We start from the raw sequence: 25831 nt of genomic DNA, 5'->3' as shown, positions 1-25831 counted from the left end.
GCCCGATTACTTCCTGCGCTCGAACTTCGGCGGCGGCAGGCCCAGCGCCTCGCGGCGCCTGCGGATTTCCTCTTCCGAAAGCTCCTCGTCCCGCCCGACCGGCGGGAGGCCGCGCGCGATGCGGTCGGCATCGGAACCGGCGGGGGCCTGCGGCAGCGCCTCGACGTCGATGAGCAGCGCGGCCGGCGGGACCCCGCCGATCCCGATGCCCCTGCCGTTGTCGGGGATGCCGAACAGGTCGGGCGGCGGCGGCGCGTCGCGGAAGGCGGTTTCCCGCGCGTAGCGCCGCTGCGCCTCCTCCCGGCCGGAAAAGCGCTCCTCGCCCGAGGAACCGCGCGCGCGGCACACCACGATCTCGCCGCTGATCGTGCCCGCCTCGGCCTCGTCCTCGCATTCGCGCAGTTCGGCCTCGTTGACCTCGCCCCCGGGCACGGTGATCATGATGTCGAGCGGGGCCGGGCGGCGGCGCGCTTCCCCGCGCTGCGCGGCGGGTTCGCTCGCTTCCGGCGTCACGGCCCTGTCATCCTGCGCGGCCAGCGGGGCAGCGGCCGCCAGCGCGGCCGCGAAGGCCGGCAGAATCGTCCCGGTCCGCAGGCCTTCGCTCGACAAGGCGACACGGATCGGCCTAAGCCCGCGCAGGCGCCTCATCGAAAGCCCGCGCGGGCGCGCCATGCAATCGACAGGGAAGACATTTCGCATGAACACTCCGACTACCACCGACATGCTGGCGGCAAAAACCGAGAATGTCGATTCCGCGATGGAGCGCGTGCTGGTGCTCGAAATGGTCCGCGTGACCGAAGCCGCCGCGGTCGCCGCCGCGCAGCTGGTCGGGCGCGGGGACGAAAAGGCCGCCGATGCCGCCGCGGTCGAGGCGATGCGCCGCGCCTTCGACGATCTCTACATAGACGGGACCGTGGTGATCGGCGAGGGCGAGCGCGACGAGGCGCCGATGCTCTACATCGGCGAGAAGGTCGGCATGGGGAAGGGGCCCAGGATCGACATTGCCCTCGACCCGCTCGAAGGCACGACCATCACCGCCAAGGCCGGACCCAATGCCCTCGCCGTGCTGGCGGCGGCGGAAGAAGGCTGCCTCCTCAACGCGCCCGACGTCTACATGGACAAGCTCGCGGTCGGCCCGGGCTATCCCGAAGGCATCATCGACCTTGCGAAGACCCCGAGCGAGAACGTGCGCGCGGTCGCCGAAGCCAAGGGCGTCGATCCTTCCGAGATCATCGTCTGCGTGCTTGACCGCCCGCGCCATGCCGATCTGATCGCCGAATTGCGCGGCCTTGGCTGCGGCGTCGTGCTGATCGGGGACGGGGACGTCGCGGGCGTGATCGCGGTAACCGACCAGGACACGACGATCGACCTATACATGGGCCAGGGCGGCGCGCCCGAAGGCGTGCTTGCCGCCGCGGCGCTGCGCTGCGTCGGCGGGCAGTTCAACGGGCGGCTGGTGTTCAGGAACGAGGACGAGAAGGCCCGCGCGCACAAGTGGGGGATCACCGATCTCGACCGGATCTACAAGCTCGGCGATCTCGCCAAGGGCGACTGCATCTTCGCCGCGACGGGCGTCACCGACGGATCGCTGCTGGCCGGGGTCAAGACCCGCAAGAAGGCGACCGGCGCGACCATCATGACCACGCAGAGCGTGGTGATGCGCGCTTCGTCCGGCACGGTGCGCTGGATCCGGGGCGAACACAGGATCAGGGACCACCGCACCGTCCCGCGCGATTGAGGCGGGGCGCCCCGGAAGGCGGGCCGATCTTCGCCGGGACATTCGGCCGGATCGCCCGTTCCGCCTGACGACAACCGGGCGTCCTCTGTTGCGTTTCCGTGACGCGCCGCTAGGCGGGGGGCGTCCAGCGCCACACGGGGATTCGCAGTCATGAAGATCATGTCGGGCAATTCGAACCTGCCCCTTGCCCGGGCGATCGCCGCCTATCTCGAAATGCCGCTGACCGATGCGAGCGTCCGCCGCTTCGCCGACGAGGAGGTCTTCGTCGAAATTCACGAGAACGTGCGCGGCGAGGACGTGTTTCTCGTCCAGCCGACGAGCTTTCCGGCGAACGACAACCTGATGGAACTGCTGATCTGCATCGACGCGCTGCGCCGTGCCTCGGCCAAGCGGATCACCGCGGTCGTGCCCTATTTCGGCTATGCCCGGCAGGACCGCAAGCCCGGGCCGCGCACGCCGATCTCGGCCAAGCTGGTGGCGAACCTCATCACCGAGGCCGGGGCCGACCGGGTGCTCGCGGTCGATCTCCACGCGGGGCAGATCCAGGGCTTCTTCGACATCCCGACAGACAATCTCTATGCCGCCCCGGTCATGGCCGCGGACATCCAGGCGCGCTATGGCGACCAGGATTTGATGGTGGTCTCCCCCGATGTCGGCGGCGTGGTGCGCGCCCGCGCGCTCGCCAAGCGGCTCGACAACGCCCCGCTCGCGATCGTCGACAAGCGCCGCGACCGCCCGGGGGAGAGCGAGGTCATGAACATCATCGGCGACGTGGCGGACCGCCACTGCGTGCTGATCGACGACATCATCGATTCGGGCGGGACCCTGTGCAACGCGGCCGATGCGCTGCTTGCGAACGGGGCGCGTTCGGTCGCGGCCTACATCACCCACGGCGTGCTGTCGGGCGGCGCGGTGGCGCGAATCGACGGGTCGAAGCTGAAGGAGCTGGTGATCACCGATTCGATCCGCCCGACCGAGGCGACCGAGCAATCGGGCAAGATCCGCATCCTCACCATCGCCCCGCTGATCGGCGAGGCGATCCGCCGCATCGCCGACGAAAGCAGCGTGTCGAGCCTGTTCGACTGAAAAAGCGCGATTCCCGGCGAAGGCCGGGACCTCGGGCGTTTCGCGTCAACGCCTGAGGCTGCCGCCTTCGTCAAAGCGCGCTATGGTTGCGGCCGATGGCACTCCAGCGCGACGAGATCCGCGAGCTCCTGATCGGCGCCGCCCGCGCCCGCACGCCGCTCACCTACAGCCAGGCGCTGTTTGCGCTGGGCCATTCCTTCACCCGCCCGCTGATGCGTCAGCTGTGCGCGGCGATGGACCGGATCGACGAGGAGGGGCGCCGCGCGGGCGAGCCGGGGCTTGCCGTGCTGGTCGTGCGGCAGTCGGACGGGCTGCCGGGGCAGGGCTGGTTCGTCTCGCGCTCGCACCTCGCCGGGGAGATGCCGGGCGAATGGCCGCTCGACTGGGAGGGGGCGGAGGCGAAGGCCTATGTCGCGCTGCACCCGCGGCTCGCCTTCGAACACTGGCAGGAGCGCCAGGCGGACTAGGGCGGGCTTGCGGCCGTGCCGCGATCTCTGCGGACCGCGCCGGGGGGCGCTGCGTCAGGACTCGTTCCGCCGCTTCTGCGCCCGGGTCGCCGCCTCTTCCTCCTGCTCCTCCTCTTCCTCCTCCGTGCGCTCGTGCCGGGGGCGCCGCGCGCCGGGGGCGATGCGGACGAGTTCCTCCAGCCGCCGCGCCGCGCGCGCTTCGAGATTGAGGGTCAGCAGGACCCGCGGGCGCGCGCGGAAGGCCTGCGGCGTGACCCCGAAGAAGCACTGGAACTCGCGGATCAGGTGCGACTGGTCGAAGAAGCGCAGCAGGAATTCCTGCTCTTCCTGGCGATCGGCAATGCCGAGCATGTGGCAGGCAAGGTCCATCGCCCGCGCGCGGCGCAGCGCGGTGCGCGGGGTCATCCCGAAATCGCGCCGCACGATCCGTTCGACCTGGCGCAGGCTGATGTCGTGGCGGGCGGCGAATTCGCCGGGGCGGATGGTCGGATCGACGAAGCTCGCCGCCTCGAAGGCGCGGCTGATCGGGTCCGGGTGGCGCGGCCGCTTGCGGCGGATGAAGGCGCGCACGCGGTCCTCGACCATCAGCGCGAGCTCCTCGCTCGAGGCGTCCGCCGGGTAGCCGAGATCGGGCGCGTACCCGTCCGCAAGGCCGAGCGGGTCGTCAAGCTCGACCCGGTCGACCAGCGCGTCCAGCGGGGTGTCGATCAGGCAGGCGAGCGCGCCCGGACGGAAACCGATGTTGACGGTCGCGAAACTGCCGCGGCAGGTCATGTCCATGCGTCGCGACTGCGGGCCCACCAGCACCGGTCCTCGCTCGACGCAGACCTTGCCGTCGGGCGTGGTGGCCCGCCAGTCGCCCTTGAGGACGATCCGGCTGTAGGCGAGGTCGTTGAAGACCGAACAGGAAACCTCGAAATCGGGCGGCACGTCGACGCGCGTGACCACGACCCGGCCCACCCACGGATCGAGATCGGGCGCGGGCGCGCGATTGAGCGACAGCGGCATACCGTCCGCCGTCGCGCCCGAGCGCGGCTCGACACCGTCTATCCTGCGACCACTACCCGGCATCACCCCCCACCAAACCCCAGCACAGTAATATAGTGCCGCGGCAGTGTCTTTCACAAGTGTGAAGGTTCACTATTTGCGCCTCGCCGTAATTGTGCGGGGTGCGGGGAAAGCCGTTGGGCGGGGGATTACCACCCCGCGTGCGATCGCCTAAGGGAACGCGACTTCATCCTGCCCGCGAAAGGAAGGCGGCTTTTCATGACTGCAGACGACCACGCGCTCGCCCTTGCCCTGGCCGATGCGGCGGGGGCCGCGATCCGGCCCTTCTTCCGCGGCGCCTGGTCCGAGGAGCGCAAGGCCGACCGCAGCTTCGTCACCGAGGCCGACCGCGCCGCCGAAGCCGCGATGCGCGCCCTGATCGAGGCGCATCGCCCCGCCGACGGCATCATCGGCGAGGAATACGGGACACGGAACGAGGGCGCCGGGCGCCAATGGGTGCTCGACCCGATCGACGGCACGACCAGCTTCATCGCCGGGCGGGCGATCTTCGGTACGCTGATCGCGCTCGTGCAGGACGGCTGGCCGGTGCTCGGCGTGATCGACCAGCCGATCGCGCAGGAACGCTGGGTCGGGCGGATCGGGGAAGGCACGACCTTCAACGGCAGGCCCGCGGCGACGCGCCCCCTGAAGGACCTGTCCGACGCCGTGCTCGGCACGACCACCCCGCACCAGTTCGCGGGCGACGATGTCGATGCCTTCATGGGCGTCGCCAGGGCCGTGGCGGAGAGCAAGATCATCTATGGCGGGGACTGCTACAATTACGGCCTCGTCGCCTCGGGCCATATCGATTGCGTGATCGAGGCGGGCCTCAAGCTTCACGATTTCGCCGCGCTCGTCCCCGTTGTCGAAGGCGCGGGCGGCATGATGAGCGACTGGATGGGCAACCCGCTCGACGCGGGCTCGGACGGCCGGGTGATCGCGCTCGGCGACCCGGCCCGGCTCGACGACATCCTCGACGCGATGAGCTGATCCGCCGGCCCGAGGGAGGCGGAAACATTTGTTAAGGTTCGCCACCGCGCCTTGGGCTAGCCGCAGGGTTCGCATCGAACCGGAAAGGCCGGCCCGACATGGACCTCGCACTCGAGCCGCAGCGCGCGGAGCTCGAAGCCTTCTTCGACAACTCCCCGGTGGGATTCTCGCTGCTCGATGGCGACCTTCGCTATGTCCGGGTCAACCGCGCGCTGGCCGAGATCAACGGCCATCCGGCCCACGCCCACATCGGACGCCGCCAGGACGAGATCGTGCCCGATGTCGACGGGGTCATCCGCCGCGTCCAGCAGCGCGTGCTCGACCGCGGCGAGCCGAGCCTCGGCCACACGGTCCGCGCCGAAACCCCCGCCCATCCCGGGGTCGTGCGCCAGTTCGAGGTCGATTACTTCCCCCTTGATGACGGCTGCGGCGGGCGCATGGTCGGCTGTGTCGTCCACGAGACCGGGCGGAGCGAGGGCCTCGTCCGCGCGATCGAGAGCGAAAGCAGGCGGACCCGCGATGTCGCCGACAACCTCAACTTCTTCCTCGCGAACCTCGATGGCGAAGGCACGCTGCTCAACGTCAACGCCCCGGCGCTGCGCGTCACCGGGGTGAAGCGCAAGGATGTCGCCGGGCGCAAGTTCTGGGACTGCCCGTGGTGGACCCATGACGAGGGGATGCAGGCGCATGTCAGGCGCATCACCGAGGCCGCGCTCGCAGGGGAATTCCAGCGCAGCGACTGCATCGCGCGAATCCCCGACGACGGACGGATGGAGATCGACGTCCAGCTCGCCCCGCTCAGGGCGCAGGACGGCTCGGTGATCGAGATCGTCGCCTCCGGGGTCGACGTGTCGGCCCAGCGCAAGGCGGAACGCCAGCGCGAGATCCATTTCGCCGAACTGCAGCACCGGGTGAAGAACATCTTCGCCAACGTCCAGTCGCTGAGCCGCCTGATCGCCTCGCAGAGCGCGGACCTTCCGGGGTTTCTCGAAAGCTTCGACCACCGGATGCGCGCGCTTTCGCGGGCGAACGACACCCTGCTGAGAACCGAGTGGTCGGACATCTACCTGCGCGACCTGCTCGTGAACGAGCTCGCCGCCTGCATGGAACTGGGCGCGGAGCGGTTCGAGATCGAGGGGCCGCCGACCCTGGTCAGCGCGCGGCAGGCACCGATGCTGGCGCTGGGGATGCACGAACTCGTCACCAATGCGGCGAAATACGGCGCGCTGGCGCGGGCCGGGGGGCGGATCGCGATCCGGTTCGCCCCGGACGCGGACGGGTTCCTGTCCGAATTCCGCTGGTGCGAGCGTGGCGGCGCGCCGGTGAGCGAGGCGCAGGACCAGCGGACCGGGTTCGGCTCGATGCTGCTCGAACGGATCGTGCCCGGCACGCTCGGCCTCGTCGCAGAGATCGACCTCGAGGCCGAAGGGCTTTGCTACCGGCTGGCGCCGCCCGGCTGATGTCCGGTGTGCGTGGCCGGGCACGCCGCGCCGCCTCGCCCGTTGGGGCCGCATGGACCGCATGATCGCCATCACCGGGGCCGCGCAGGGCATTGGCCGCGCTCTTGCCCTCCATTTCCTCGAACGGGGCTGGCGGGTCGCCGCGCTCGACATCGATGCCGAGGCGCTCGCCGAACTGGCCGGGCGCGCGCCGCCCGAACGGCTGCTGAGCCTTCCCGGCGACGTTTCCTCCGAGCGCGAGGTCGCCATCGCCTTCGAAGCGATCGCCTCGTGGAGCAGCAAGGCCCCGCTCGCGGCGCTGGTCAACAACGCCGCGATCGCCGATCCCTTCTGCGGCCCGCTGGAGGATCTCGCCCTTGCCGACTGGCAGGCGTGGATCGATGCGAGCCTCACCGCCGCCTTCCTCTGTTCGCGCGCGGCCCTGCCGCTGCTGCGCGAGGCGCATCGCGTGACCGGCGAAGCGGCAAACATCGTCAACATCTCCTCCACCCGCAGCGTGATGAGCGAGCCCGAAAGCTTCGCCTATGCCGCGTCCAAGGGCGGGATCGACGCGCTGACCCACGCGATGGCGGTCTCGCTCGGGCCGCAGGTGCGCGTCAACGCGGTCCGCCCGGGCTGGATCGAGACGCGCGACTGGCAGAAGGAAAGCGAGCGGGAGGAGGTCGAACACCGCGAGAAGGACCGCGCGCAGCACCCGGCGGGCCGGGTCGGCAGACCGCAGGACATCGCGGGCGCGGTGGAATACCTGCTTGGCGCGGGCTTCGTGACGGGCCAGCATCTCACCGTCGACGGCGGAATGACCGTAAAAATGATCTACGAGGAGTAGCCTTGCCATGCGTCTGTTCTTCTACGGCGTGCTGCGCGAAGGGGTGGGGGACTGGCCCTTCCTCGCGGGGCTGGGCCTCGGGTCGCAGGCGAGCGTGCAGGGCGCGCTGTTCGCCATTCCCGATCCGGCGGGCTGGTATCCCGCGCTGGTGCTGACGCGCGCAGGCCACGCGACCAACGTGGTCGGCTCGCTGCACGATGCGGGAGAGGTCGACCTCGCCGTGCTCGACGCGTTCGAGGGGCCGCAATACGAACGCATGGCGGTCCGGGTCGATGGCTGGGCAGCGGGCGGGAGCGAGGCGCAGGCCTATGTCTGGACCGGCGACCTGCCCGCGGGCGCGCAGGCCATCGCCCACGGCGATTTCGCGGCCTGGCTGGCCGAGACCCGGCGCTCCGCCTATGCCGGCGCATAGGGGCTTTCCCGAAGGGGCGGGCGCGTCATGTTCCGCCCCGGGCCAAGCCGGCGCGCAGTGCTGCGAAAACGGCGCGCCGGGGCGCGAGACGAATGAACCGGCTCAACCAACCCCGCCGAATCGCTTGCAAAGCGGCGCGAAAACGCTATGTGGCGCTCCTTCCTGACACACGAATTGAAGGTTCGGCCTGGCGACAAGGGCTGCCAGGGCTGATCCGATGTGTCTCTGACATGAGGAGATGAAAATGCCCAAGATGAAGACCAAGAGCGGTGTGAAGAAACGCTTCAAGATCACCGCCACGGGCAAGGTCAAGCACGGGGTCGCGGGCAAGCGCCACCGCCTGATCAGCCACAATGCGAAGTATATCCGCCAGAACCGCGGGACCACCGTCCTTTCCGAGGCCGACACCAAGACGGTCAAGAAATGGGCGCCCTACGGGCTCGATTGATTTTCAGGGGCTGACGGCCACCTGAACGAAGAGAAGGATATACCACCATGCCTCGTATCAAGCGCGGCGTTACCACGCGCGCCAAGCACAAGCGGATTCTCGACCAGGCCAAGGGCTATCGCGGTCGCCGCAAGAACACCATCCGCATCGCCCGCCAGGCGGTCGAGAAGGCCGGCCAGTACGCCTATCGCGACCGCAAGGTGAAGAAGCGCAATTTCCGCGCCCTGTGGATCCAGCGCATCAACGCCGCCGTGCGCGCCGAAGGGCTCACCTATTCGCAGTTCATGCACGGCGTGAAGCTCGCCGGGATCGAGCTCGACCGCAAGGTGATGGCCGACCTCGCCATGAACGAGGAAGCCGCCTTCAAGGCGATCATCGCCCAGGCGAAGGACGCGCTTCCCGCCTGACGCGCCGCCCTGCGGCTGCGCTGCGAAAGGGTCCCGGCCCGCCCCGGCAACCGCCGGGGCGGCGGGGCCCCGCCGTTCTCCTCTTGTCGAGACCCCTCATCTGCGGCAGAGTTCCGCGCATGGGGGATGTCGATCTGTTCCGCGCGAGCGTGCGCGATCCGGCCCGTGTCGGGGGCACCCATATCGGGGGCAGGGCGCCGCTCGTCCGCAGCCGTTTTCTCCCCCCGCCCGCGCGGTTCGAGGGCTGCTTCACCAGCTTCTACCACCTCGATCTCGATGCCGGGGAGGGCGGCACGGTCGAGGACCAGCTCCAGCCCGAATGGGGCAATATCCGCTTCTTCGCGGGCGCCCTGCCCTTCGCCGAAATCGGCGCATCGCGGGTGGAGGCCTGCCGCTTCACCGCCACCGGGCCGAGCTCGCGCCCGTGCCGCTTCCGCCTCGGCACGTCGCGGATGTGGGGCGTCGGGTTCATGCCGCTCGGCTGGGCGCGCTTCATCGAGGCCGAGGCGCAGCACCTCGCCAACGTGGTGTGCGACGGCGAGCGCCATCCCGCCTTCGCCCGCTTCGCCCCGCTCGCCGAGATCCTGTGCGACCCGCAGGCGAGCCTCGAGGACCAGCACGCCGCGATCCTCGAAGCGATGGACCGCCTGATGCGGCCCAATCGCGACGAGCCGCGGATCATGCGCGTCCACGCGGCGCTGGTCGCGGGCGAATGCGCGACGGTCGGCGACCTCGCCGATGCGGGGGGCATGAGCATCCGCACGCTCGAGCGGGTCTGCACCCGCTATTTCGGCTTCTCCCCCAAGCTCCTCATGCGCCGCCAGCGCTTCATGCGGAGCCTTGCCGCCTTCATGCTGCGGGACGGTTCGCGCTGGAGCGAGGCGATCGACGGGCATTACCACGACCAGGCCCAGTTCAGCCGCGAATTCCGCGAGTTCATGGCGATGAGCCCGCGCGAATACGCCGCGCTCGACCACCCGATCCTGTCCGCCTTCGTCCGGGCTCGGGCCAGGGCCTGGGGCAGCGCGGCGCAGACGCTCGACAGACCCGCGCGCTGACCGGGGACCGACCGGAGTGATCGCTTCATCCTCCCCGGCGGGCGCTTAGGCGAGGGAGGCGGCGATGGCTGCAGGGAAGGGGGGACCGAGGTGACGCAATCGAGGATGGGGCCGTCGATCACCCTGCGCTTCGCCATGCCGCGCGCGGAGCTGCGGGCGTTCGTGACCACCTATTACCACGTCGAGGTGCGCTGTTCCGAACGCGAGCCGGTGGTCGAGGACTACCTTCATCCCGAATGGGCGAACCTGCGTTTCATCTCCGCGGGCACCTGCGAAAGCGCCATCGGCGGGGAGGTGCTCACCGCCGTGCCCGCTTTCGCCGTGACCGGGCCGACCAGCCGCCCGGCGCGGTTCCGCTTCGGCACCGGGCGGATGTGGGGGATCGGGCTGATGCCGGCCGGCTGGGCGGCGCTGATCGCCACGCCGGCGGGAGATTACGCCGACCGCTTCGTCGACGGCCTTGCCGACCGGGCCTTCGCCCCCTTCCACCCGCTCGCCCGCGCGCTCGCCGCGAGCGAGGATTACGCCGAGAGCCTCGCGCTCATCGAGGCGCACATGGAGCGCGTATTCGCGGGCAGCGGGGCGTCCCGGGCCCGTTTGGCCGGGCCGATCCGCGCGATCAGCACGGCGCTGGTCGATCCCGATCTCGCCACGGTCGCGGAGCTGGCCGAACGGGTCGGGATGAATGTGCGCTCGCTCGAACGGCTCACCCGGCGTGCCTTCGGCTTTCCGCCCAAGCTGCTGCTGCGCCGCCAGCGGTTCCTGCGGAGCCTCGCGCAGTTCATGCTCGATCCCTCGCTCAAATGGCTCGACGCGCTCGACGGGCAATACCATGACCAGGCCCATTTCGTGCGCGACTTCAAGCGGTTCATGGGGATGAACCCGAGCGAATACGCGAAGCTCGAGAAGCCTTTCCTCGTCGCGGCGGCGCGCGCGCGGATGGAGATCGCGGGCGAAGCGGTGCAGGGTCTCCACGCGCCCGAATCCGGCTCCTGAGCGCGCGCCCGGCGGCGTCCGGGCAAAGCGCTTTGCATGGCGCGCCATTTGCCGCTAGCGGACCGGCTTCCTTACCGACCATCGCCGATCGAAGCCGAATCCATGACCGACCTCACATCCCGCAAAGACGAAGCGCTGCGCCAGATCGATGCCGCGACCGCCCTCGCCGAGCTCGACGCGGCGCGCGTCGCCGCGCTCGGCAAGAAGGGCTGGGTGAGCCTCGCGCTGAAGAGCCTCGGGGCCATGAGCCCGGACGAACGCCAGGCGGCGGCCCCCGCGATCCAGGCGGTGCGGGCCGAAATCGCCGATGCGATCGCGGCCAAGAAGGACGCGCTCGAGGCGGCGGCGCTCGAAGCGCAGCTTGCGGGCGAGACGGTGGATCTCACCCTGCCCGCGCCCGAAACCCCGAGGGGGAGCATCCACCCGGTCAGCCAGGTGATGGACGAACTCGCGGAGATCTTCGCCGACCTCGGCTTCGCGGTCGCGACCGGGCCGGAGATCGAGGACGACTGGCACAATTTCACCGCGCTCAACATGGACGAAAGCCACCCCGCGCGCGCGATGCACGACACGTTCTATTTCCCCGATGCCGCGCCCGCCGGCAAGCATTCGGCCGCAAGCAGCGAAGCGGCAGGCCAGACGGGCCGAATGCTGCTTCGCACCCACACTAGCCCGGTGCAGATCCGCTCGATGCTGGAACAGGGCGCGCCGCTTCGCCTGATCGCGCCGGGGCGGGTCTACCGCTCGGACAGCGACGCGACCCACACGCCGATGTTCCATCAGGTCGAAGGGCTGGTGATCGACCGCGACATTCATCTCGGCCACCTCAAATGGACGCTCGAAACCTTCTTCAAGGCCTTTTTCGAACGCGAGGACATCGTGCTGCGCCTGCGCCCGTCCTATTTCCCCTTCACCGAACCCAGCGTCGAGGTCGATGTCGGCTATTCCAACGAAGGCGGTCGCCGTGTCGTCGGCGGGCATGGCGACGATGAAGGCCATGACTGGATGGAGCTGGGCGGCAGCGGCATGGTGAATCCGCGCGTGCTCGAATTCGCGGGGATCGATCCCGGGCAATGGCAGGGCTTCGCCTTCGGGCTCGGGATCGACCGGATCGCGATGCTCAAGTACGGCATGAACGACCTGCGCGCCTTTTTCGACGGGGACCCGCGCTGGCTGAAGCATTACGGCTTCTCGCCGTTCGATCAGCCGACGCTTTCCGCCGGGGTGGGGGTGCGGCCATGAAGTTCTCGCTCGCCTGGCTCAGGGACCATCTCGAAACCGACGCGACCCTTGCCGAAATCACCGACGCGCTGAACGCGATCGGGCTTGAGGTCGAGGGGGTCGAGGACCCGGCGCACAAGCTCGCCGGGTTTCGCGTCGCGCACGTGCTGACCGCAGAAAAGCACCCCGATGCTGACAAGCTGCAGGTGCTCACCGTCGATGCGGGGCCCGACGTCAATGGCGGCGAGCCGCTGCAGGTGGTGTGCGGCGCGCCCAATGCGCGGGCCGGCATGAAGGGCGTGCTGGGACTGCCGGGCGCGGTGGTACCGTCAAGCGGCATGGAGCTGAAAAAGGCCGCGATCCGCGGGGTCGAATCGACCGGCATGATGTGCTCGGTGCGCGAGCTCGACATGGGCGACTCGCACGAGGGCATCCTCGAACTGCCCGAGGATGCGACCACGGGGCATTCCTTCGCCGATTACCAGGGCTCCTCGCCGGTCATAGAGGTCGCGGTGACCCCGAACCGACCCGATTGCATGGGCGTTTACGGGATCGCGCGCGATCTCGCCGCAGCGGGACTGGGGACGCTGAAGCCGATCGCGGTCCCCGAATTCGAGGCGTCGGGCGCGTGCCCCGTCGAAATCCGCACCGACGATCCCGAAGGCTGCCCGGCCTTTTACGGCCGCGTCGTCACGGGCGTGAGGAACGGCCCCTCGCCCGACTGGCTGCAGCAGCGATTGAAGAGCGCGGGCCAGCGCCCGATCTCGCTGCTGGTCGATCTCACCAATTACCTGATGCTCGCCTATGGCCGGCCCGCCCACGCCTATGACTGCGCGAAGCTGCATGGCGCGGTCCATGCGCGGCGGGCGAAGCCGGGCGAACAGGTGCTCGCGCTGAACGAGAAGACCTACACGCTCGACGACAGCATGGTGGTGATCGCCGACGAACGCGAGGTCCACGACATCGCCGGCATCATGGGCGGCGAGAATTCGGGCGTTGGCGGGGATACGACCGACGTGCTGCTCGAGATCGCCTATTTCGATCCCGCCCGCATCGGCGTGACCGGGCGCAGGCTCGGCCTGGCAAGCGATGCGCGGACCCGTTTCGAGCGCGGCGTGGACCCGGCCTTCCTCGACACCGGGCTCGACCTCTTGACCGGGCTCATCGTCGAACTCGCAGGGGGGACCGCGAGCGAGGTCGTGCGCGCCGGTTCGCCTCCCGCCGAGCCGAAGGTGCTCGCCTTCGATACCGGCCTCACGAAGCGGCTGGGCGGCATCGACGTGTCCGGGGACGAACAGAGGCGCATTCTCGAAAGCCTCGATTTCTCGGTCGACGGCGAGTGGAACGTGACCTGCCCGCTGCGCCGCCACGACATCGAAGGGCCGGCCGACCTCGTCGAGGAGATCGTCCGCATTCACGGCCTCGACAGGGTGGAAAGCGTCGCGCTCCCTCGCGGCGAAGGCGTCGCCCGTCCCACCGCCACGGCGCAGCAGGTGATGGAACGCCGCCTGCGCCGCGCGGCGGCGGCGAGCGGGCTCGACGAGGCGGTGACGTGGTCCTTCCTCCCCGAAGCCGCGGCGACCCGCTTCGCGCCCGAGGGCGAGACGCCCTGGACGCTCGAGAACCCGATCAGCGAAGACCTCAAGGTGATGCGCCCCTCGCTCCTGCCCGGCCTGCTGATGGCGGCGAAGCGCAATGCCGATCGCGGCGCGGCCTCGACGCGGCTGTTCGAACTCGGCCGGCGCTATTTCCGGGCAGGCGACGGGACCAGCGACGAACGGGCGACACTGGGCATCGTGCTGGCGGGCGAAAAGGCGCCGCGCGGCTGGGCGACGGGCAAGCCCGCGCCGTTCGATGCCTTCGACGCCAAGGCCGCCGCGCTGGCGCTGCTCGACGTGGCGGGGGCGCCCACCGGCAACCTCATGGTCATGGGCGAGGCGGGCGCGCAGTTTCATCCCGGGCAATCGGCGACCTACAGGCTCGGGCCGAAGAACGTGCTCGCCCGGTTCGGGATGCTGCATCCCGCGACGCTCAAGGCCTTCGACCTCGATGGTCCGATCGCCGCGGTCGAGCTCTTCCTCGATGCGATCCCGGCGAAGAAGGCCCCGAAAGGCCCCGCCAGTTTCGCGCGCCCAGGCTTCATCCCGCCCGCGCTGCAGGCGGTGACGCGCGATTTCGCCTTCCTCGTTCCCGAGGACGTGCCCGCAGGCGACCTCGTGCGCGCGGTGCAGGGGGCGGACAAGGCGAATATCGTCGCCGCGCGGGTGTTCGACCTCTTCACCGGGGAGGGCGTGCCGGACGGCAGGAAATCGCTCGCGATCGAGGTGACGCTCCAGCCCGCCGACAGGAGCTACAAGGAAGCCGAGCTCAAGGACATTGCCGACAGGGTGGTCGCGGCGGCCGCGAAGCTGGGGGCCGAACTCAGGGGATAGGGCGCGGCGGCTCACCCGCGCGCGTCGCCCCCGTTTCCCGCCGTTTCCCCGGCGGGCGCCGCCATCCCGCTCGGCTGTGGACGCGGCGACCATAGCAGCTTATCGGCGCGCGGATGACCGCCAATTCGCGCCGCACCTTCGCCATCATCTCGCACCCCGACGCGGGCAAGACCACGCTCACCGAAAAACTGCTGCTGCAGGGCGGTGCGATCCACCTTGCGGGCGAGGTCAAGGCGCGCGGGGCGGCGCGGCGGGCGCGGTCGGACTGGATGAAGATCGAACAGCAGCGCGGCATTTCGGTCACCAGTTCGGTCATGACCTTCCAGAAGGCGTATGACGGCGAAACGATCACCTTCAACCTGCTCGACACGCCCGGCCACGAGGATTTCTCGGAAGATACCTATCGCACGCTCACCGCGGTCGATTCCGCCGTCATGGTGATCGATGCGGCCAAGGGGATCGAGCCGCAGACGAGGAAGCTGTTCGAGGTCTGCCGCCTGCGCTCGGTCCCGATCATCACCTTCGTCAACAAGGTCGACCGCGAGGGCCGCGACCCGTTCGAGACGCTCGACGAAGTCGCCGACATGCTCGCGCTCGACGTGAGCCCGCAGAGCTGGCCGATCGGGATGGGCGGGCAGTTCCAGGGCATCCTCGATTTCGCGAGCGGGGCGGTGGCCCGTCCCGAAGGTCCCTCGAAGGAATTCCTCGGCCGGCGCGAGGAGAACCCCGACATTCCCGAAAACTTCTCCGAGGAGGCGGAGCTCGCGCAGGTCGGCTATCCCGAATTCGACGCCGAGGCCTATCGCAGCGGCGATCTCACCCCGGTCTATTTCGGCAGCGCGCTCAAGAATTTCGGGATCGCCGAACTGATCGACGCGATCGCCGCCCATGCGCCGCCGCCGCGCCCGCAGCCCGCGGGCGAGGGCCATGTCGCGCCGGACCGGGACGAGGTGACCGGCTTCATCTTCAAGGTCCAGGCGAACATGGACCCCAACCACCGCGACCGCATCGCCTTCATGCGGCAGGTTTCAGGCACCTTCAGGCGCGGCATGAAGCTCACGCCCTCGGGGCTGGGCAAGCCGATCTCGGTCCATTCGCCGATCCTGTTCTTCGCACAGGACCGCGAACTTGCCGACACCGCCGAGGCGGGCGACATCATCGGCATCCCCAACCACGGCACCCTGCGGGTGGGCGACACCCTGTCGGAAAGGAACGAGGTGCGCTTCACCGGCCTGCCCAATTTCGCGCCCGAAATCCTGCGCCGCGTCCAGTTGAAGGACCCGACCAAGACCAAGCAATTGAGAAAGGCGCTCGACGATCTTTCCGAAGAGGGCGTCATCCAGGTGTTCTATCCCGAGATCGGCGCGAACCACATCATCGGCGTGGTCGGCCAGCTCCAGCTCGAGGTCTTCGTCGATCGGCTCTCGGTCGAATACAAGGTCGAGGCCGCGCTCGAGCCCGCGCCGTTCGCCACCGCGCGCTGGATCAAGGGGGACCGGAAGGCCCTCGACGAATTCGAGAGCTTCAACCGCGCCAACCTCGCGCGGGACCGCGACGGGGACCTCGTCTTCATGGCGAAGAGCCCGTGGGACGTGAACTACCAGGTCGAAAGGAACCCGGAACTGACCTTTTCCGCAACGAAGGAACGGTAACGGCGGCGGTCCCGTGTTGCGGGCCGGGCGCATTCGCGGCATGGCGGGCGCATGAACGGATCGGGACCCACTTCGCAGACCTTCATCTCGCAGCGCCTCCGCCTGAATTACGAGGACTGGGGGTCCGGCGGCAGCGGCGACAGGCCGACGCTGGTGCTCGTCCATGGCGGGCGCGACCATGCGCGCAGCTGGGACTGGACGGCCGAGGCGCTGCGCGAGGAATACCGCGTCGTCGCGATGGACCATCGCGGGCATGGCGACAGCGACTGGGTGTCGGACGGAAACTATTCCGCCGGCGACATGGTCTACGACCTTGCCCAGCTCATCCACCAGCTCGGCACCGGGCCGGTCGCCATCGTCGCGCATTCGATGGGCGGGAACGTCGCGCTGCGCTATGCCGGGACCTTCCCCGACATGGTCACGAAACTGGTCGCGATCGAAGGGCTCGGACCCTCCCCGGAATGGCGCGACAAGCAGCGTTCGACGCCCTATCCCGAACGCCTCGCCGAATGGATCGGCAAGAAGCGCGCCGCCGCCGGCCGCATCCCGCGCCGCTACGAAAGCATCGAGGCAGCCTTTGCCCGGATGATCGAGGAGAATTCCTACCTCACCGAGGAACAGGCGCGGCACCTCACGATCCACGGGGTCAACCGCAACGAGGACGGGACCTACAGCTGGAAGTTCGACCCGCATCTCAATGTCTGGCCGATCGAGGATCTTGCCGACGAATTCCTCGAACAGACCTGGGCGGCGATCCGTTGTCCGACCCTGCTGCTCTATGGCGCCGACAGCTGGGCCTCGAACCCGGAGAAGGACGGCCGGCTGGCCCATTTCAACACGGCGCGGGTGATCGAGTTCGAACGGGCGGGGCACTGGCTCCACCACGACCAGTTCGACCGCTTCATCGCGACCATCCGCGAATTCCTCGCGGAATAGGAGAGACGATCATGGCCGACTTCTTCGACGCGCTCGAGCCGAAACACGTCGCCATGATCGGGAAACAGCCGGTCTTCTTCGTCGCCACGGCGGCGGCGGAGGGGCGGATCAACCTCAGCCCCAAGGGTTATGACGCCTTTCGCGTGCTGTCGCCCGCGCGAGTCGCCTATCTCGATCTCGCCGGGTCGGGGAACGAAACCCACGCGCATCTGGCCGCCGATGGCCGCATCACCGTGATGTTCTGCAATTTCGAACGGCCCGCGCTGATCCTGCGGATCTATGGCCGCGGCGTGCCGGTCCTGCCGCAGGATGACGGCTGGGAGGAACTGGCGGCGCATTTCACGCTCATGCCGGGCACCCGCCAGATCTTCGACATCGCGGTCGAGGGCGTGCAGACGAGCTGCGGCTGGGGGGTGCCCTTCATGACGCTCGAAGGGGAGCGCGACACGCTCAGGAAAGCGCATCGCCAGTCGGACCCGGAGAAATGGACCGCCAAGGCCGCGCGCCGCACGACCAGCATCGACGGGCTCCCGACGCGCCCGACCGATCGTTTCATCGCGGGCGATTGATCGCGCAGGCGCCCATCCGGCCGAGAGCGGCGTGGGCAGGAAATGTGCGCCGCCTGCCCAAAAAGCGAACATCGGGTTAAAATTTGTGCAGCTGCGTTGCTGCACCTGCGAGCAGAACGCGCCGGAATCCCGGGATTCCGGTAACGCGGCGGATCTGGCACGGGTTTTGCTCTATCCTTTGTGACCGGAAAAATCCGGAGAACAACAGGGGTTGGGCATGAAATTCATCATTGCCGTCATCAAACCGTTCAAGCTCGACGAAGTGCGCGAAGCGCTCGGGGCCATCGGTGTCGCAGGGATGACCGTTTCCGAAGTGAAGGGCTTCGGCCGCCAGAAGGGCCAGACCGAAGTCTACCGCGGGGCGGAATATTCCACCAACATGCTGCCCAAGGTGAAGATCGAGATCGCCGCCAGCGACGAAGTCGCCCAGCAGGTCGTCGACACGATTCAGCAGACCGCCAACACCGACGCGATCGGGGACGGGAAGATCTTCGTCCTCGACCTCGCCTCGGCGACCCGGATCCGCACCGGCGAAACCGGAGAGACGGCACTTTGACAAGGGGGCAGACGATGACGCGCATATCCACTCTTTTCGCCGCCGCCGCGCTCGCCTTCGCGGCGGGCCAGCCGGCCTTGGCCGCCGCTCCGGCGGTGCCGAACCCGGGCAACAACGCCTGGATGATGACCGCCACCTTGCTGGTGCTGCTCATGATCATGCCGGGCCTCGCGCTGTTCTATGGCGGGCTGACGCGGCAGAAGAACATGCTTTCGACCATGACCCAGATCGGCGCGACCGCTTCTCTCGCCATGATCATCTGGGTGATGTGGGGTTACAGCCTCGCGTTCGGGGACACGGTCTACGACGCGCCGCTCGGCCTGTTCATCAGCGGGGGGAGCTGGTTCCTCGCCGGGACCGACGCGTCGAGCACGGCGGCGACCTTCACCGACGAGGTCATCAGCAAGTATGTCTTCGTCAGCTTCCAGATGACCTTCGCCGCGATCACCGCCGCCCTGATCCTGGGTGCGACGGCGGAACGGATGAAGTTTTCCGCGGTGATGCTGTTCGTGCCGATCTGGCTGACGATCGTCTATTTCCCGATCGCGCACATGGTCTGGATGACCGGCGGCCTGCTGTTCGAGGACGGCGCGCTCGATTTCGCGGGCGGAACCGTGGTGCACATCAACGCGGGCGTCTCCGGCCTCGTGCTCGCCTATCTCCTCGGCAAGCGCCGCGGCTGGCCGGGCGAGCCGATGCCGCCGCACAGCCTGACGCTGACCATGGTCGGCACGGGCCTCCTGTGGGTGGGCTGGTTCGGCTTCAACGCCGGCTCCGCACTCGAGGCGGACGGGTCGGCTGGACTCGCCATGATCAACACCTTCGTCGCGACCGCCGCGGGCGCGCTCGCCTGGATGGTGATCGAGCGGGCCGCGGGGCACAAGGGATCGGCGCTCGGCTTCTGCTCGGGCGTGATCGCGGGCCTCGTCGCGGTGACGCCGGCGGCGGGCAATTCCGGTCCGTTCGGGGCGATCCTGCTCGGCATCGTGTCCTCGGCCGTGTGCTACGTCTTCGTCGCCAGCGTGAAGGCCAGGCTCGGCTATGACGACGCGCTCGACGCCTTCGGCATCCACGGCGTCGGCGGGATCGTCGGCGCGATCGGCACCGCGATCGTCTACCAGCCCTTCCTCGGCGGGCCGGGCGACGGGTCGACCCCGCTGGCCACGCAGCTCTGGGTGCAGGTCTACAGCGTCATCGTCACCATCGCCTGGGCCGGGATCGGAACCCTCATCGCGGGCTTCGCGGTCAAGGCGACGATCGGCCTCAGGGTTTCCGAAGAAAACGAGGTCGACGGCCTCGACATCACCGAACACGGCGAGCGCGCCTACAACTAGGCGCGCCGCTCCACCAGCTTGGCGGGGGAGGTCTCTCTCCTCTCTCCCTCCCCCGCCTCGCCTCGTTCCTCCTGCGAACGAACGACTGAAAAGGGCCGGAAGCGGAGCACCGCTTCCGGCCCTCTTTTCTTGTGCGTTCCGAGGTATCAGGCGGCTTCGGCGGCCTTGACGAAATCGGCGCAGCGCTCGCCGATCATGATCGAGGGCGCGTTGGTGTTGCCGCTCACGATCCTGGGCATGATGCTGGCATCGGCGATCCACAGCCCCTCGACCCCGCGGACCTTCAGCTGCGGGTCGACGACGGAATCCTCGTCCGAGCCCATGCGGCAGGTGCCGACCGGGTGATAGACCGTGTCCGCCCGCTCGCGGATCAGCGCGTCGAGCGCGTCGTCGTCGTCGAGGTCGATCGGGTGGCGGTCCTTCGGCCCGTAATCGGTGAGCGGCGGGGCTTCGGCGATGCGGTGCGACAGGCGCACTCCGGCGCGCAGGACCGCGATGTCGCGCTCGTCGTCGAGGAAATTGGGGTCGATCACGGGCGCCGCCGCGCAGTCGCGCGAGCCCAGCCGCACCGTCCCGCGGCTTTCCGGGCGCAGCACGCAGGCGTGGAGCGAGAAGCCGTGTTCCTTGACCTTCGCCCGGCCATGATCCTCGAGCACGGCGGGCACGAAATGCCACTGCACGTCCGGCGCGGGGCTGTCGGGCATGACCGTCCAGAACCCGCCCGCCTCGGCATAGCAGGTCGTCATCGCGCCGGTGCGGCTGCGCCGGTGTTCGATCATCGCGCCGATCATCTTGAGCGTGCCCTTGAGGCTGCCGCCGATCGGCACGTCGCTTGTCGTCTCCCAGGCGGAGACATAGTCGATGTGGTCCTGCAGGTTGGAACCGACCGCCGGGCGGTCGACCACCACCCTGATCCCGTGTTCCCTGAGGTGATCGCCCGGGCCGATGCCCGACAGCATCAGGATCTGCGGCGAGTTGAACGCGCCCGCCGACAGGATCACGCCGCGCCGGGCATAGAGCAGCTCGGTCGTGTCGCCGCGCCGCACGCGCACGCCGGTGACGCGCCCGCCCTCGATTTCGAGCCGGTCGACCAGCGTGTTGGTGCGGACGGTGAAATTGCCCTGGTGGCGGATCGGCTCGACATAGCCGCGCGCCGCCGACCAGCGTTCGCCCTTGCGCTGGGTGGTCTGGTAGAGGCCGAAGCCTTCCTGCCGCGCGCCGTTGAAATCGTCGTTGCGGCGCAGTTGCAGGGCGGCGGCGCTTTCGACGAAGGCTTCGGAACAGGGATTGGGCGAACACTGGTCCGACACGAACAGAGGTCCGCCCTCGCCGTGCCAGGCGTCCTCGCCGCGCTGGTTCGCCTCGGAACGCTTGAAATAGGGAAGCACGTCGTCATAGGCCCAGCCGGTGCAGCCCATGTCCTCCCAGTTGTCGTAGTCCCACTTGTTGCCGCGGATATAGACCATGGCATTGATCGCCGAGGATCCGCCCAGCCCCTTCCCGCGGGGCTGGTAGCCGATCCGGCCGTTCAGGCCTTTCTGCGGGACCGTGTCGTACTTGTAGTTCGAGGAATTGCGGATGAAGGGCATGAAGCCCGGCGTCTTGATCAGGATGTTGTCGTTGCGCCCGCCCGCTTCCAGCAGGCAGACCCGGCGGGTGCCGTCGACGGCCAGGCGTCCGGCAACCGCGCTGCCGCCGCTGCCACCGCCGATGACGATGTAATCGAAAGTCTCCATGTTCTCTCCTCTGCGGGGAAAACTAGGCGGCTTCGCGCGGCTCCGCAATCGGGTTTCCGTTCGCCACTGATCCGGCTGCCGGGCCGGCCTGACCGGTCCGCGCGCGCCAGCGTTCGCGGATCATGTCCGAGGTTTCGCGGCTGCCGTCGTGGCTCCAGCCCGGCTCGCGCAGGAGGTAGGACAGCTTGTGCCGCCAGGGCGCGCGGGCGATGTCGCCGATCATGCCGATCCATTCGTGGAACACGGCCCACAGCAGGTTGAAACTGCCCAATTGCCTGACGATGCCATAGCGGATCGGCTCGTCGTCGCGTTCCGGCTCGAACGTGCCGAACAGCTTGTCCCAGACGATGAAGACGCCCGCGTAATTGCGGTCGAGATAGCGCGGATTGGTCGCGTGGTGGACCCGGTGGTGCGAGGGCGTGTTCATCACCGCCTCGAACCAGCGCGGCATCCGGCCTATCGCCTCGGTGTGGATCCAGAACTGGTAGACGAGGTTGAACCCGCCGCATATCGCGATCATCGCGGGGTGGAAGCCGAGCAGGACGAGCGGGATCGCGAAAAGAAATCCGAAGGTGAAGGCCCCGGTCCAGCTTTGCCGCAATGCGGTCGACAGGTTGTAGTGCTGGCTCGAATGGTGGTTGACATGGCTCGCCCACATCCAGCGGATGCGATGCCCGGCGCGGTGGACCCAGTAGTATTTGAGGTCGTCGAGCACGAAGCACACCGGCCACGCCCACCACACGGCCCACCATTCATCGCCGAAGTCGAACACGCGGTATTCGTAGGCCTCGATGAAGACATAGAGCGCGAACCCGCCGAAAAGCGCGCCGGCCACGGTCGAACCCAGTCCGAAGGCGAGGCTGACGAGCGTGTCCTTGGGTTCGTAGGCTTCGGGCCGTTTCAGCCGCGCCCAGATCATTTCGGCGAGGACCGCGATCACGAACAGCGGCACGGCGTACTGGGTGGGGGAGAATTCGGGCATGTCGGGTCAACCCATAGCATCGATCCGCGCCTGCCAGGAAGCGGGATCGTCGAGCACCAGGACCACGGTGCCGTAGAGCCTTTCGCCGCAGTCGATTTCGAGCGCTTCGCCATGCCGGCGTGCGCGCGCCCGGCCGGTGAGGATGCGTCCGGCGAAACGGTTGCCGTGGCGCTTGATCAGCATGATGCGCCCTTCCGCATCGCGCGCGAGCGCCGCCGTGCCGTCGCGCGATGCGGCGCATTCGATCGCCTCGAAGCCGTCCACCGCCTCCGCCGCGGCGCGGCGCACGTCCTCCCCGGACGCGAGGCTCGGCGCGCCTCCCAGCTTCAGCAGCACGGCCAGCCCCGCCAGCACGAGGATGGCGAGGAGCGAACCCAACGTCTGGAGGAGGAGCGGGGGAATATCCATGGCGCAAATCTTGCCAAGGCGATTGGCACGCGCAACGCTTTGCGGCAAGCAGCGCAGCAAGGAGACACGTCATGAAGTTTGCCGCCAAGACCCTCGCCACCACCGCGCTCGCCGCGCTGGTCCTGTCCCACACCCCGCTCGCTGCCGATGCCGCGCCCGGCGCCGACGCGCCCGACCCGGCCCGCCTGGTCGCCGCCGAGCAGGATCGCACCGCCCGCGTGGCGAAGGCCCTGTGGGACTTTGCCGAGGTCGGCTATCTCGAAACCCGCTCCACCGAATTGCTGCAGGGCGAACTCGCCGCCGAAGGTTTCCGGATCGAGGCGGGGGTCGCCGGCATCCCGACCGCCTTCGTCGGCGAATGGGGCGAAGGCGGGCCGGTCATCGCGATCCTTGCCGAAATGGACGCGCTGCCCGGCATCAACCAGTCGGCCAGCCCGGTGCGCGAGCCCGTCGAGGGCAAGCACGCCGGCCACGCCTGCGGGCACAACCTGTTCGGCGCGGGCTCGCTGACGGCGGCGATCGCGGTCAAGAAATGGCTCGAGGAAACCGGCACTCCGGGGCGCATCCGGCTGTACGGCACGCCGGCCGAGGAAGGCGGATCGGGCAAGGTCTACATGACCCGCGCGGGGCTGTTCGACGACGTCGACATCGCGCTCCACTGGCACGGCGACGACGAGAACAGCGCCGCGGCCCGCACCACGCTCGCCAATCGTTCGGCCAAGTTCCGCTTCACCGGGCTTTCGGCCCATGCCGCCGGCGCTCCGGAGCGCGGGCGTTCGGCGCTCGACGGGGTGGAGGCGATGAACATGATGGCGAACATGATGCACGAGCACATCGACCAGGATGCGCGGATGCACTACGTCATCACCAGCGGCGGCAATGCGCCCAATGTCGTGCCCGATTTCGCCGAGGTGTTCTACTATGTCCGCGCGCCCGAGCCGGAAGGGGTCGAGGCGATCTGGGAGCGGCTCGAGGACGCGGCGCGCGGGGGCGCGATGGGCACCGGGACCAGCGTCGAATGGGAAGTGATTCACGGCAACAACCCGCTGCTCGTCAACGAGACGCTGGCGCGGGTGATGGACGCGAAACTGCGGGAGGTCGGCGGCGTCGCCTACACCGCCGAAGAGCGCGAATGGGCCGCGGAGATCCGCAAGTCGCTGGGCGAGGCGGCGCTCCCGCTCGAAAGCGCGGCCGAAGTCCAGCCCTACGACAAGAGCCTGGGCTACGGTTCGACCGATGTCGGGGACGTGTCCTGGGCGACGCCCACGGTCGGCGTCCGCACCGCGACCTGGGTGCCCGGAACGAGCGCGCACAGCTGGCAGGCGGTCGCAGCGAGCGGCCACTCGATCGGGTTCAAGGGGGCCGAGGTCGCGGCCAAGGCGATGGCGCTGATGGCGGTCGAACTCTTCACCGACGAAGAGCTCCGCAAGGCGGCCCGGGCCGAATTCGAAGCGGCGCGGGGAGAGGGCTACCAGTATCGCTCGCTGCTCGGCGACCGCGACCCGCCGCTCGATTATCGCAAGTAGGCCGCGGCTAGCGTGCGGCGAGCATGTCGATCATCGGGCGGATCGGGCTGACGTCGTAGCCCGCCTCGCGCGCGGCGGCGGCGATCTCCTCCGGAGTCGCCGCGCCCGTTCGCGCCTGCGCCAGCGCCCAGAGGAAGGTCGAGCGCGTGCCCGAACGGCAATAGGCGAGCACCTTCCCGCCGGCCCCGTCGAGCGCCTCGACCATCTCGGCGACCTGGGCTTCGGAAAAGCCGGAATGGCCGATCGGGATCGCGCGGTAATCGAGCCCGGCGGAATGCGCGGTCGCGGCGATTTCTCCGCCCTGCGGCGCGCCCGGGTCCTCGCCGTCGGGGCGGTTGTTGACTATGAGCGTGACCCCGGCCCCCTTCGCCGCCGCGATGTCCTCCGGCGCGATCTGCGGGCTTGCGAAGACCCTGTCCGACAGCTTGCGGAAATCGTTCATCAGTCGTGTCCTTGTCGCTTGTGCTTGAGCGCTTGCCCCGTCATGCCCAAACCGGACCGGCGGTGCAAGACGAGCGCCTTGGCGAGTTACTTCGCTAAAAAATGTCATTATTTCGATCGAGGCTTCGCGCAGCCGGTTAATTCGTTCGCAAAGACGGTGTTTGTGCGCTATGAGTGGTGGCAGCAGGTGCAGATTCCCCGGACCATGGGGCCGGCACCAGCGCCGGACGCGGCTCACTGTCCCCGCGGCTTGCGCTTCGGAGGGCGGGCAGTGTGACAGGATACGTGCTGGATTATGGGTTACGATAGAGGACGTCGCCGCGGGCGGGACAAGCGCGACGGAATCGGCGAAGACGGTTTTGATCCCTTCGGCGGAGGCATGGACGGGTTCCCCCCTCCCTCCGATTTCGGAAATGATCGCGGAGGGGATCGTTTCGGCGGAGGTGATCGCTACGGCGGCGGAGACCGTTATGGCGGCGACCGCGGCGGCGATCGCTTTGGCGGCGGCGGCGGTGGTGGCCCCCGCGGTCCGCGCGGCGGCGGCGGCGCTGGCGCTGGCGGTGGCGGCGGGTTTCGCGGCATGCCGGCCCAGGTCGTCGGCACCGGCAAGGGCACGGTCAAGTTCTTCAACGGCCAGAAAGGCTTCGGCTTCATCCAGCAGGAAGGCGGGGGCGAAGACGTCTTCGTCCATATCAGCGCGGTCGAACGTGCCGGGCTGGAAGGTCTTGCCGAAGGACAGGAGCTCGAATTCAACCTCGTCGATCGCGGCGGCAAGATTTCCGCCCAGGACCTCCAGGTCGTGGGCGAAGTCATCGCCCCGCCCAGAGCGGTCCGCCCAAGCGCGAGCTGACCGGCGAAAAGGCGACCGGCACGGTCAAGTTCTTCAACACGATGAAAGGCTTCGGCTTTCTCGTGCGTGATGACGGCCAGCCGGATGCCTTCGTCCACATCAGCGCGGTCGAACGTTCCGGCCTGTCCGCGATCAACGAGGGCGAGCGCTACGAATTCGACCTCGAGGTCGATCGCCGCGGCAAGTATTCCGCGGTGAACCTCGTCCCCGTCCAGGGCTGAGAACCGTCCGCCGGACGGCGGGTCTTGTTTGA

25 protein-coding genes and 1 pseudogene are annotated in these 25831 nt (G+C 68.6%); 20 read left to right on the top strand and 6 right to left on the bottom strand.

Annotated features, from left to right (window positions below; translation table 11 throughout):
* Nucleotides 1-6: 6 nt before the first annotated feature.
* The gene (locus BLU08_RS09680) at nucleotides 7-699 is read right to left on the bottom strand and encodes a hypothetical protein (protein WP_172800944.1); all 693 of its coding nucleotides are present in this window, start codon (nucleotides 697-699) and stop codon (nucleotides 7-9) included.
* Between BLU08_RS09680 and glpX the strand changes: the two genes are divergently transcribed.
* The 3 genes from glpX to BLU08_RS09665 all read left to right on the top strand — a co-directional run bounded on the left by glpX (nucleotide 698) and on the right by BLU08_RS09665 (nucleotide 3291).
* Entirely contained in the window at nucleotides 698-1738 is a 1041-nt protein-coding gene (glpX, locus tag BLU08_RS09675) for a class II fructose-bisphosphatase (protein ID WP_090198857.1), read from the top strand. The two genes, BLU08_RS09680 and glpX, sit on opposite strands and share 2 nt — an antisense overlap.
* Nucleotides 1739-1888: 150 nt before the next feature.
* The gene (locus BLU08_RS09670) at nucleotides 1889-2824 is read left to right on the top strand and encodes a ribose-phosphate pyrophosphokinase (protein ID WP_090198854.1); all 936 of its coding nucleotides are present in this window, start codon (nucleotides 1889-1891) and stop codon (nucleotides 2822-2824) included.
* Nucleotides 2825-2919: 95 nt separating this feature from the next.
* Nucleotides 2920-3291 carry a ribose-phosphate pyrophosphokinase gene (locus BLU08_RS09665; protein WP_090198851.1) on the top strand — a complete coding sequence of 124 codons (372 nt, stop codon included), beginning with the start codon at nucleotides 2920-2922 and terminating at the stop codon, nucleotides 3289-3291.
* A 54-nt stretch (nucleotides 3292-3345) separates the two neighbouring features.
* Here BLU08_RS09665 and BLU08_RS09660 read toward each other — a convergent pair whose 3' ends face one another.
* Nucleotides 3346-4299: a helix-turn-helix domain-containing protein gene (locus BLU08_RS09660; RefSeq protein WP_157674503.1), complete on the bottom strand. Its 954-nt coding sequence runs from the start codon at nucleotides 4297-4299 to the stop codon at nucleotides 3346-3348.
* Nucleotides 4300-4557: 258 nt separating this feature from the next.
* Here BLU08_RS09660 and BLU08_RS09655 point away from each other — a divergent pair, with 258 nt between their 5' ends.
* The 15 genes from BLU08_RS09655 to BLU08_RS09585 all read left to right on the top strand — a co-directional run bounded on the left by BLU08_RS09655 (nucleotide 4558) and on the right by BLU08_RS09585 (nucleotide 19635).
* Nucleotides 4558-5328: an inositol monophosphatase family protein gene (locus tag BLU08_RS09655; RefSeq protein ID WP_090198843.1), complete on the top strand. Its 771-nt coding sequence runs from the start codon at nucleotides 4558-4560 to the stop codon at nucleotides 5326-5328.
* Nucleotides 5329-5426: 98 nt separating this feature from the next.
* Nucleotides 5427-6788 (top strand): sensor histidine kinase, encoded by a 1362-nt coding sequence (locus BLU08_RS09650; protein ID WP_090198840.1) that lies wholly within the window; start codon nucleotides 5427-5429, stop codon nucleotides 6786-6788.
* A 61-nt stretch (nucleotides 6789-6849) separates the two neighbouring features.
* Complete coding sequence (locus BLU08_RS09645) at nucleotides 6850-7614, top strand: SDR family NAD(P)-dependent oxidoreductase (protein WP_233995927.1); 765 nt, start codon at nucleotides 6850-6852, stop codon at nucleotides 7612-7614.
* Between the two features lie 7 nt (nucleotides 7615-7621).
* Entirely contained in the window at nucleotides 7622-8026 is a 405-nt protein-coding gene (locus BLU08_RS09640) for a gamma-glutamylcyclotransferase (RefSeq protein ID WP_090198833.1), read from the top strand.
* Nucleotides 8027-8270: 244 nt separating this feature from the next.
* Nucleotides 8271-8474, top strand: coding sequence for a 50S ribosomal protein L35 (gene rpmI, locus BLU08_RS09635; protein ID WP_090198830.1), 204 nt, complete (start codon nucleotides 8271-8273; stop codon nucleotides 8472-8474).
* Between the two features lie 47 nt (nucleotides 8475-8521).
* Nucleotides 8522-8881, top strand: a complete 360-nt coding sequence (rplT, locus tag BLU08_RS09630; RefSeq protein WP_090198827.1) for a 50S ribosomal protein L20 — start codon at nucleotides 8522-8524, stop codon at nucleotides 8879-8881.
* A gap of 119 nt (nucleotides 8882-9000) precedes the next feature.
* Entirely contained in the window at nucleotides 9001-9939 is a 939-nt protein-coding gene (locus tag BLU08_RS09625; protein ID WP_090198823.1) for an AraC family transcriptional regulator, read from the top strand.
* A gap of 90 nt (nucleotides 9940-10029) precedes the next feature.
* Nucleotides 10030-10935, top strand: a complete 906-nt coding sequence (locus BLU08_RS09620; protein WP_233995926.1) for an AraC family transcriptional regulator — start codon at nucleotides 10030-10032, stop codon at nucleotides 10933-10935.
* A gap of 102 nt (nucleotides 10936-11037) precedes the next feature.
* Nucleotides 11038-12177, top strand: coding sequence for a phenylalanine--tRNA ligase subunit alpha (gene pheS / locus BLU08_RS09615; protein WP_090198817.1), 1140 nt, complete (start codon nucleotides 11038-11040; stop codon nucleotides 12175-12177).
* Complete coding sequence (pheT, locus tag BLU08_RS09610) at nucleotides 12174-14588, top strand: phenylalanine--tRNA ligase subunit beta (protein ID WP_090198815.1); 2415 nt, start codon at nucleotides 12174-12176, stop codon at nucleotides 14586-14588. Before pheS ends, pheT begins: the two co-directional genes overlap by 4 nt.
* Nucleotides 14589-14701: 113 nt before the next feature.
* Complete coding sequence (locus tag BLU08_RS09605; protein ID WP_090198812.1) at nucleotides 14702-16240, top strand: peptide chain release factor 3; 1539 nt, start codon at nucleotides 14702-14704, stop codon at nucleotides 16238-16240.
* 51 nt (nucleotides 16241-16291) lie between these two features.
* Nucleotides 16292-17176 carry an alpha/beta fold hydrolase gene (locus BLU08_RS09600; RefSeq protein ID WP_090198810.1) on the top strand — a complete coding sequence of 295 codons (885 nt, stop codon included), beginning with the start codon at nucleotides 16292-16294 and terminating at the stop codon, nucleotides 17174-17176.
* An 11-nt stretch (nucleotides 17177-17187) separates the two neighbouring features.
* Nucleotides 17188-17745, top strand: coding sequence for a pyridoxamine 5'-phosphate oxidase family protein (locus BLU08_RS09595; RefSeq protein ID WP_090198807.1), 558 nt, complete (start codon nucleotides 17188-17190; stop codon nucleotides 17743-17745).
* 217 nt (nucleotides 17746-17962) lie between these two features.
* On the top strand, nucleotides 17963-18301 hold the full coding sequence (locus tag BLU08_RS09590; RefSeq protein ID WP_090198803.1) for a P-II family nitrogen regulator: 339 nt from the start codon (nucleotides 17963-17965) through the stop codon (nucleotides 18299-18301).
* 14 nt (nucleotides 18302-18315) lie between these two features.
* Nucleotides 18316-19635 carry an ammonium transporter gene (locus BLU08_RS09585; protein ID WP_090198800.1) on the top strand — a complete coding sequence of 440 codons (1320 nt, stop codon included), beginning with the start codon at nucleotides 18316-18318 and terminating at the stop codon, nucleotides 19633-19635.
* Between the two features lie 146 nt (nucleotides 19636-19781).
* Here the strand turns inward: BLU08_RS09585 and BLU08_RS09580 are convergent, their stop codons facing one another.
* The 3 genes from BLU08_RS09580 to BLU08_RS09570 are packed head-to-tail and all read right to left on the bottom strand — an operon-like array spanning nucleotide 19782 to nucleotide 22761.
* Nucleotides 19782-21371: a GMC family oxidoreductase gene (locus BLU08_RS09580; RefSeq protein WP_090198797.1), complete on the bottom strand. Its 1590-nt coding sequence runs from the start codon at nucleotides 21369-21371 to the stop codon at nucleotides 19782-19784.
* A 22-nt stretch (nucleotides 21372-21393) separates the two neighbouring features.
* Entirely contained in the window at nucleotides 21394-22353 is a 960-nt protein-coding gene (locus BLU08_RS09575; protein WP_090198794.1) for a sterol desaturase family protein, read from the bottom strand.
* Nucleotides 22354-22359: 6 nt separating this feature from the next.
* On the bottom strand, nucleotides 22360-22761 hold the full coding sequence (locus tag BLU08_RS09570) for a hypothetical protein (protein ID WP_090198790.1): 402 nt from the start codon (nucleotides 22759-22761) through the stop codon (nucleotides 22360-22362).
* 71 nt (nucleotides 22762-22832) lie between these two features.
* Here BLU08_RS09570 and BLU08_RS09565 point away from each other — a divergent pair, with 71 nt between their 5' ends.
* Nucleotides 22833-24287, top strand: a complete 1455-nt coding sequence (locus BLU08_RS09565) for an amidohydrolase (protein ID WP_090198787.1) — start codon at nucleotides 22833-22835, stop codon at nucleotides 24285-24287.
* Nucleotides 24288-24294: 7 nt separating this feature from the next.
* Here BLU08_RS09565 and BLU08_RS09560 read toward each other — a convergent pair whose 3' ends face one another.
* Nucleotides 24295-24729, bottom strand: a complete 435-nt coding sequence (locus tag BLU08_RS09560) for a TIGR01244 family sulfur transferase (protein WP_090198784.1) — start codon at nucleotides 24727-24729, stop codon at nucleotides 24295-24297.
* 294 nt (nucleotides 24730-25023) lie between these two features.
* Here BLU08_RS09560 and BLU08_RS15600 point away from each other — a divergent pair.
* Nucleotides 25024-25799: pseudogene (locus tag BLU08_RS15600) on the top strand (cold-shock protein).
* Nucleotides 25800-25831 lie beyond the last annotated feature (32 nt).

Origin of the sequence: Erythrobacter sp. HL-111 (genome assembly GCF_900105095.1) — a bacterium.
In the GTDB taxonomy this organism is placed as follows: Bacteria; Pseudomonadota; Alphaproteobacteria; order Sphingomonadales; family Sphingomonadaceae; genus Erythrobacter.
The sequence above is the reverse complement of the archived record's forward strand: the minus strand, read 5'-3'. Positions and strand labels throughout refer to the sequence as shown.

Bases quoted from the DNA above. Each gene is read 5' to 3' on its own strand.
- glpX (WP_090198857.1), top strand. From the start codon at position 698: ATGAACACTCCGACTACCACCGACATGCTGGCGGCAAAAACCGAGAAT.
- BLU08_RS09680 (WP_172800944.1), bottom strand. From the start codon at position 699: ATGCGAAATGTCTTCCCTGTCGATTGCATGGCGCGCCCGCGCGGGCTT.
- BLU08_RS09670 (WP_090198854.1), top strand. From the start codon at position 1,889: ATGAAGATCATGTCGGGCAATTCGAACCTGCCCCTTGCCCGGGCGATC.
- BLU08_RS09665 (WP_090198851.1), top strand. From the start codon at position 2,920: ATGGCACTCCAGCGCGACGAGATCCGCGAGCTCCTGATCGGCGCCGCC.
- BLU08_RS09660 (WP_157674503.1), bottom strand. From the start codon at position 4,299: ATGCCGCTGTCGCTCAATCGCGCGCCCGCGCCCGATCTCGATCCGTGG.
- BLU08_RS09655 (WP_090198843.1), top strand. From the start codon at position 4,558: ATGACTGCAGACGACCACGCGCTCGCCCTTGCCCTGGCCGATGCGGCG.
- BLU08_RS09650 (WP_090198840.1), top strand. From the start codon at position 5,427: ATGGACCTCGCACTCGAGCCGCAGCGCGCGGAGCTCGAAGCCTTCTTC.
- BLU08_RS09645 (WP_233995927.1), top strand. From the start codon at position 6,850: ATGATCGCCATCACCGGGGCCGCGCAGGGCATTGGCCGCGCTCTTGCC.
- BLU08_RS09640 (WP_090198833.1), top strand. From the start codon at position 7,622: ATGCGTCTGTTCTTCTACGGCGTGCTGCGCGAAGGGGTGGGGGACTGG.
- rpmI (WP_090198830.1), top strand. From the start codon at position 8,271: ATGCCCAAGATGAAGACCAAGAGCGGTGTGAAGAAACGCTTCAAGATC.
- rplT (WP_090198827.1), top strand. From the start codon at position 8,522: ATGCCTCGTATCAAGCGCGGCGTTACCACGCGCGCCAAGCACAAGCGG.
- BLU08_RS09625 (WP_090198823.1), top strand. From the start codon at position 9,001: ATGGGGGATGTCGATCTGTTCCGCGCGAGCGTGCGCGATCCGGCCCGT.
- pheS (WP_090198817.1), top strand. From the start codon at position 11,038: ATGACCGACCTCACATCCCGCAAAGACGAAGCGCTGCGCCAGATCGAT.
- pheT (WP_090198815.1), top strand. From the start codon at position 12,174: ATGAAGTTCTCGCTCGCCTGGCTCAGGGACCATCTCGAAACCGACGCG.
- BLU08_RS09605 (WP_090198812.1), top strand. From the start codon at position 14,702: ATGACCGCCAATTCGCGCCGCACCTTCGCCATCATCTCGCACCCCGAC.
- BLU08_RS09600 (WP_090198810.1), top strand. From the start codon at position 16,292: ATGAACGGATCGGGACCCACTTCGCAGACCTTCATCTCGCAGCGCCTC.
- BLU08_RS09595 (WP_090198807.1), top strand. From the start codon at position 17,188: ATGGCCGACTTCTTCGACGCGCTCGAGCCGAAACACGTCGCCATGATC.
- BLU08_RS09590 (WP_090198803.1), top strand. From the start codon at position 17,963: ATGAAATTCATCATTGCCGTCATCAAACCGTTCAAGCTCGACGAAGTG.
- BLU08_RS09585 (WP_090198800.1), top strand. From the start codon at position 18,316: ATGACGCGCATATCCACTCTTTTCGCCGCCGCCGCGCTCGCCTTCGCG.
- BLU08_RS09580 (WP_090198797.1), bottom strand. From the start codon at position 21,371: ATGGAGACTTTCGATTACATCGTCATCGGCGGTGGCAGCGGCGGCAGC.
- BLU08_RS09575 (WP_090198794.1), bottom strand. From the start codon at position 22,353: ATGCCCGAATTCTCCCCCACCCAGTACGCCGTGCCGCTGTTCGTGATC.
- BLU08_RS09570 (WP_090198790.1), bottom strand. From the start codon at position 22,761: ATGGATATTCCCCCGCTCCTCCTCCAGACGTTGGGTTCGCTCCTCGCC.
- BLU08_RS09565 (WP_090198787.1), top strand. From the start codon at position 22,833: ATGAAGTTTGCCGCCAAGACCCTCGCCACCACCGCGCTCGCCGCGCTG.
- BLU08_RS09560 (WP_090198784.1), bottom strand. From the start codon at position 24,729: ATGAACGATTTCCGCAAGCTGTCGGACAGGGTCTTCGCAAGCCCGCAG.